We start from the raw sequence: 7195 nt of genomic DNA on the forward strand, positions 1-7195 counted from the left end.
ATTTTAATTGCTCATCATATTGAATATTAAACTTTTCCAATAACTTTAAATTACCTGCTAAAACTTCATATTTCCCTATTTTACCTTTCATTCCGTGACCAGAAATTTCCTCCACTTCGGATGCCGTTAAGGATGCGTTTTCAAGGTCAGCGTATTTTACAATAGCTTCAGCAATGGGATGTGTTGAATTGCGTTCTAAAGTGGCTACCAGTTCTACCAATTCATTTTTTTCTAATGTGATAGAAACCACTTCTTGAACTTCAAAAACACCTTTGGTAAGTGTTCCTGTTTTATCCATGACCACTGTATCCACTTTGGTCATTAAATCCAAGAAATTGGAACCTTTAAATAAAATCCCGTTACGCGAACCTGCTCCAATACCACCAAAATAGCCCAACGGAATGGAAATTACCAAAGCACAGGGACAAGAGATCACTAAAAAGATCAATGCACGCTCTAACCACATTTGAAACTGGTATGCCTCACCAAGAAAAAAGTAAGGAATTATTAGTAAAGCAATGGCCAACCAAAATACAATGGGCGTATATATTTTTGCCAAACGACTGATTAGAAGTTGCGTTTTGGCTTTTCTGCCGACAGCTTCTTGTACCAGTTTTAATATTTTAGAGAGCTTGGTGTCTTCGTGTTTACTAGTGGTTTTAATCTCTATTAAGGTGTTGAGGTTTATCATTCCTGCCAAAACAGTCTCTCCTTTTTCTTTGGTATTTGGTGCAGACTCACCAGTTAAAGCCGCTGTATTTAAAGTTGCATAATCTGAAACCAATTCGCCATCTAAAGCAATTTTTTGACCAGGTTTGGCTTGAATGATTTGCCCAATCTCTACATCTTTTGGATGCATGCTTATAAGGTTTCCGTTTTCTAAAACCGAAACTTCTTCTACTTGAACTTTTAACAAGGCTTCAATTGAGCGTTTTGCCTTGTTTACTGCAGCTTCCTGAAATAATTCGCCTACTACATAAAATAGCATTACGGCAACACCTTCTTCATAAGATCCTATTACAAAAGCACCAAGTGTAGCAACAGACATTAATACAAACTCATTGTAAATATTTCCTTTCACAATGAGTTTAGCGGCTTTTAATACAATAGGACCGCCAACAACTATATAAATAATTCCAAACCAAATTAAAGGAATGGGTGCTTTAAAAAATGGAATGTCGTAAAAGTCTATACCTATTCCCAATAGCAAAAAAAATATACCAACCACAGGTGCAATATAGTTTTTGTTTAAGCTAACTGTTGTTTTTGGTTTAGGGGTTTCTTGGGTATAATCTACAGCACAAGCACCATCTTCACATTTTAAATCTTCACTCATTATTTTATTTTGTTTGTTGCAAAGTACATTAATGAGTCATGCAATGGAAGTGCATTTATTGTTCATTACATTTATCGCAAATGCCTTTAACCACCAAGTTCACATTTTCTGCTTTAAAACCTTCTAGTAAATTAATGTGTGGGATTTTATGCGCTGTTAAACAAACGGTTTCATTGCAATTTGTACAGTGAAAATGCAGGTGTAAATCGGTGTCCATTTCGCAATTGCAATTTTCTTCACATAAGGCATATTTTGTAATACCAGTTCCATCATCTATTTGATGGGCGATACCATTTTCTACAAAGGTTTTTTCCGTTTGCTGAAATTATCCTTTGGAATATTGAAACTTCCTCTACTCGACGAACGTATAAACCTCGTTTACAAATTCTGTAACCCTAAAATACCCAAAAGCATAATCATCGGGATTTTCTGGATTTATGAAATTACCTTTTAGCCGTATTGGTACCGTTGCAAAGGGGTCTCCTGCATTATCGCCTTGCTCAATTAATGTATCCAAAAAATCGTAATACTCTTCAGTTATGCCAAACAGGTATATATCTACCATATCTCCGGGTAGTATCTCATCTGCTTCGTCGGCCTCGTTTTCTTCATAAAAAATAGACATTTCGTTACCATTTGTAAATTCGTCAGATAAGACTACCCTTAGAGGCAGCAAATCATTACCTTCCAAAAATGTGGCATAGTAAAAATTTACCTCATTTTCTGGATCACTAAAATAGATGGTTAGGTCTAGCTCTTCTTCGTCCGAACCACCTATACGGGATTGCTCTATTCTATCTATTTCAGGAACAGGTATTAATGTTTCTTGAGCGGTATAGGTCTCATTATTATAAATCACCTCTAAGTTATAGGTGTTGTTAATTATTGGTTCAAAATCTGCGGTTGTATAACGACCATCCTGTTGGTCTTCAAAAATAAATACATCGCCGTTTGTAACGTTTTCAACCCTTACTGATGCGCCTGTTACAGGGCTTGGTGTTAGATCGTAAAATGGGGTGGATAGGCTTAATTTTATGGTTTGGTTATTTCCTAACGAGCCTTTTTCCCAACCTAGTGATGCTTCAATAACCAAACGTGGGGCTTCGGTTGGTACGCTTATATCTACCACATCTGTGCAGGAAAAAGCAATCAAACCAAGTAAAGCCATTTTTAGTGCGTGTTTTGATTTTAATATGTTTTTGCGTATTATTTCTATTAAAGTGTTCATTTTATTAAAATTTAAAGTTATAGGTTATTGAAGGGATAATACCAAATATGGAAGTCCTTGTTGCTTCGTTTGCTCCTGTATTATAATTTTGACCAAATGTTATAGAGGCGGCATTTCTTCTATTGTACATATTATAAATACTAAAAACCCATTCGCCTTTCCATTGCTTATCTGGTTTGCGATTGGGTTTGTAGGTTGCCGAAAGATCTATCCTATGGTAAGCAGGTAATCTATTGGCATTTCTATCGTTGTAGATTACAACAGAAGATCCGTCGTATTCAAATTGACCGGTTGGATACGTAACTGGGCGACCGGTTTGATAGACTGCATTTGCGCTAAATGTCCATTTATCTGTAAATTTATACATTCCCGTGATTGAAATATCGTGTGTGCGATCAAAGGGCGCATTATACCAATTGCCATTATTAATTCCTGGACCTCCTGCAATTCCACCAAAAGAGCGTTGCTCTGTTTTAGCTAAAGTATATGAAAACCAGCCCGTAAAGCGCCCTTTGTTTTTTCTAAGCATCAATTCTAAGCCATAGGCTCTTGCTTCCCCATTTAATATTTCGGTTTCGATGGTGTTATTACCTATTAAATCTGCGCCATCAATATAGTCAATTCGGTTGTCGGTAGTTTTATAATAGGTTTCTGCTTCAAAGGAATATGCATTGTCATTGAATTTTTTATAATACCCTAAAGCATATTGGTTAGACAGTTGCGGTTTTACATAAGTTCCGCTCGTTGTCCAAACGTCTAAAGGTGTTACTGATGCCGTATTAGATAGCAATTGCAGATATTGTGCTGTACGTGTGTAACTTCCCTTTATTGAAGAATGGTCAGATAATTTGTACGACAATCCTAAGCGTGGTTCTAAATTTCCGAATTGTTTAATGGTTTGGCCTCTAGAATATTCTGTTTCTCCAATAGCTTCACCACTTTGGTAGATGCCTAGTCCTTGGTTATAAACTACTGGCTGATTATTTGCATAATTTGTGATGGCCTGTCCGCCCAATCGGTTGAATGTGCTGTAGCGCAAACCATATCTTGCGGTAAGCTTGTCTGTAATAGTATGTTCTACACTAGCATAAGCTCCTGCTTCAAAAGCCCTTTTTTGATCTAATTTTAATGGATTAATGGGTGAAGTTGGCGTAGATGGTGTAATTTCCCCGGGATTTAAATTATACGAAATACCACTAAGTCCAAAGTCTATTTTTATTTTATCGCTTGCATAATAGCCAAAATCGTATTTTAGGTTAAAATTTTGTATATCCGATATCCAATCCAATTTAACAAAATCGAGTACTATTTGATAATCGTATTTACTATATATAAGCGACAGGTTAGAGAATAGTTTATCGTTAAAAATATGGTTCCAGCGTAGATTGCCAGTGATGTTACCGTAATTACTATCCAAAAGGCTTGATATATTAAAAACATCTCTACCAAAATAGCTTGATAAATATATTTTATTGTTTTCGTTAATTTCATAATTGGCTTTAAGGTTTAGATCGTAAAAACTGATATTATTGTTTGTTAGCTCTTCCGAAAGCCCCATAAAAAGCTGTGCATACGTTGATCTTCCTGCCAAAAGAAAAGAGCCTTTCTTTTTAAACAAGGGGGCTTCTACAGCAAGCCTACTTGAAATTAACCCAATACCTCCATTAAGCTCTAGCCTTTTGTTGTTGCCGTCTTTTTGCCTTACATCTAAGACTGAAGCTGTTCGACCACCGAATTTAGCAGGAATGTCACCTTTATAAAGTTTCACATCTTTAATGGCATCATTATTAAAAATCGAAAAAAGTCCAAAAAAGTGAGACGTATTGTAAATAATCGCTTCATCCAAAAGCACTAAATTTTGATCTACAGCACCTCCTCTTACGTTAAAACCCGCAGAACCTTCTCCATTGTTGGACACTCCTGGCAGAAGCTGAATGGTCTTTATAAGATCGACTTCACCTAATACGGCAGGCACGAGTTTAACTGTTTCCGCTTTTAAAGTAACAACGCCCATCTGAGGTTTTCGAATATTTAATCTCTCTGAACCATCAGATGCTGTAATAACAACTTCGTCGAGCAAGCTTGGATCTTCTTTAATTTCAATGTTGAGTTTTGTGTCTTTATTAAGGTATATCTCTTTTTGTATTTCTTTGTATCCTAAATACGAAACTACCAATATGTATTTTCCTTCTGGTGCCGTTATAGAGTAAAAGCCATACTCATTTGTGGTTGTGCCTATTGTTGTACCTTTTAAATAAACCGCTATACCAAACATGGTTTCTCCATTTGTTTCATCGCTAATAGTTCCTCGCAAAGTGTATTCTTCTTGTGCGAATAACATGCTGTTAATTAAAATAAAAAATAATGGTAAATAGGATTTCTTGAATAATTGACTTAAATATTGCATATATAATTTGATTGTTTTAAAATAGATTTTTTGTCTGTAATGTCTAAAGTTTTGGTTGAGGTTTACTCTTGGCTAGGATACTAACCAGCTTCATAGAATATATTATGAACACCATAATAGCCTTATTATTGTATCTGCGGCGTTGTGAATTTATTAGCGATTGATCTCATCAAATAATTTTTGTTTTTTCATAATCTTTAATACTATGTAAATTATTGATGAAGCCAAAGCACCATAAAACCAGAAGTCATATTCAAATCTAATAGCTTGTAGTTTTATCATTTCACCGATAAAATTAAAAGCCCAAAATAATAGAAACACGGCTGCTAAACCGTTTTTCTCTTTTTTTAATGCCTTTTTGATACTAAAAGGATATTTAGCTTTTTGATAATACTTAAAAGAAGGCATAAATGCAGGTGTTTTCTTAGCCCAATCCAGATAGATATCACCAAATTTTTGTCTTAAAAAACTTTCTTCGGCATACATAATGCGTTCATAATAAAAGGCGTAGAACAAAATGAAGGCAATCACAAACCAAGTATTTTCAGTGAGCATTGCCACGCCAAGCCACATAAAGAAATTACCCAAATATAAAGGATGCCTAACTATTGAATAAATGCCTGTAGTGTTTAGCTCTTCAGCAATTTGCCCTTCCGTTGTATTTCTTCCAGATGTGTTTTTTGGTGTATAACCTACTGTGACAACTCTTATATACAAGCCAAATAAACTAATGCCAAGGCAAATGTAGTAGTAGAATTCTGGTAGCCAATTACCTGCTGCTACAGTGTTGTAATGTTTTTGATTGATAAATACCAAAAAGCCAATAACTAAAATGATCAATGGTAAATAACTTCTATTTTTAAATAAAAAGTCGCCTTGTGTTTTAAATTCTTCTTGTAATGCCATGCTTTAAGGGTTTAAATTCCCTCAAAGAACGAAATGTCAATGTATAAGATTATTTACCTGTTGTCCAGAATGCTTATTCTGTACCTATTATCTTTTTTTTAGCAATAGAATTCTTGAATTGCGTAGGGGTTATTCCTTTGACTTTCTTGAAAGTAGCATTAAAAGAAGACTTGGAACTAAAACCGACTTCTGTCGCCATCCCGAAAAGCGTAAAATGGGCATGTTGGTCGTTTTGTAGGTTTTTTACAAACGCATCAACTCTATATTCATTGACAAAATCTTGAAAATTTTTGTTTAAATGTAAGTTTATAACCTCAGAAATATATTGCCTAGGAATATTTAATTTTTTTGAAACGTTATGGATTGATAATCTAGAATCCATAAACAATTTGTCTTTTTCCATGGCCTGTATTAAAGCATTTTTATATTTTTCAATTAATTCAGGCCTTAGGTTAGAGGATTTGTACTTGGTGATCTTGGTATTTGGTATAAGCTCTTTTGGCTTACTTATGAAATAAAAAGTAATAAAATAAAACAAGAATGCAATAACAAGAAGCAAATAGGTGTTAAAATCATCATCTTCAGAAAACACAATAGGCGCTAACTCAAACAAATCAAGAACACCATTTATATATGAAACGCTCATTATTAGAACAATGGGGGCAATAAAGTACAGAATCCAATTTGCCCTTTTAGTTCTTAGTAAGTGGTATAAAATGTAAATTAAGTAACCTAAAAACACAAAGTCAATTAACGTCTCTATTAGTTCTAAAAAATCGTTTTCCTCATCCGAGACAATTTCCAATGTTTCAATTGAAAATGAAAATAAACTGGGCAAGAAAAATAAATAATCCCTTTTTAAAAAAACTTCATTGTCTGATCTAAAATATTTAAAATACAAAAATAGAAACGTTAGGAATAGCGAACTGTCAAACAGAACCCAATCTGCGCCCTCTATAAAAAGGTTGTTGTCATCATCACCAATTATGTACAACAGTATAGATACAATACTTCCAAAAAAGAGCCAAAAAGTTATTTTCTTATAGTTCTTTCGGGTTCTATAAAAAATAAATAAAATAAAAAGTCCTTGCAGCAAGGCAACTATTTGGATGATTTTAAGCATTGGTTCTAATTTTATTATGTAACTCTTATAAAAGAAAAATATTTTAAAATTAAAAAGAAACAGAGTTTAAATTTCACTCCATCAAGTAATTTTCTATGTTATCATTATCTATTTCAATTCTCTTTAAATCGCAATAATCTCAACGCATTAATTACAACAATTAATGTAGAGCCTTCGTGTATAGCAATTGCCATA

The 7195-nt window shown here is 34.1% G+C and carries 5 protein-coding genes and 1 pseudogene; all 6 read right to left on the reverse strand.

Annotated elements, in window-relative coordinates; all coding sequences use genetic code 11:
* On the reverse strand, window positions 1-1336 hold a 1336-nt coding region (locus tag AAC053_RS12980; RefSeq protein ID WP_339757415.1), incomplete at its 3' end, for an HAD-IC family P-type ATPase.
* 55 nt (window positions 1337-1391) lie between these two features.
* A pseudogene (locus AAC053_RS12985) lies at window positions 1392-1655 on the reverse strand (transcriptional repressor); the annotation flags it as partial.
* 33 nt (window positions 1656-1688) lie between these two features.
* Window positions 1689-2564: a DUF4249 domain-containing protein gene (locus tag AAC053_RS12990; RefSeq protein ID WP_339757418.1), complete on the reverse strand. Its 876-nt coding sequence runs from the start codon at window positions 2562-2564 to the stop codon at window positions 1689-1691.
* A gap of 4 nt (window positions 2565-2568) precedes the next feature.
* Window positions 2569-4905 carry a TonB-dependent receptor gene (locus AAC053_RS12995; RefSeq protein ID WP_339757421.1) on the reverse strand — a complete coding sequence of 779 codons (2337 nt, stop codon included), beginning with the start codon at window positions 4903-4905 and terminating at the stop codon, window positions 2569-2571.
* 219 nt (window positions 4906-5124) lie between these two features.
* Window positions 5125-5877, reverse strand: a complete 753-nt coding sequence (locus AAC053_RS13000; protein WP_339757423.1) for an isoprenylcysteine carboxylmethyltransferase family protein — start codon at window positions 5875-5877, stop codon at window positions 5125-5127.
* A gap of 73 nt (window positions 5878-5950) precedes the next feature.
* Complete coding sequence (locus AAC053_RS13005) at window positions 5951-7000, reverse strand: helix-turn-helix domain-containing protein (RefSeq protein ID WP_339757426.1); 1050 nt, start codon at window positions 6998-7000, stop codon at window positions 5951-5953.
* Between the last annotated feature and the right edge of the window lie 195 nt (window positions 7001-7195).

This window comes from uncultured Winogradskyella sp. (genome assembly GCF_963975125.1).
Classification (GTDB): Bacteria; Bacteroidota; Bacteroidia; order Flavobacteriales; family Flavobacteriaceae; genus Winogradskyella.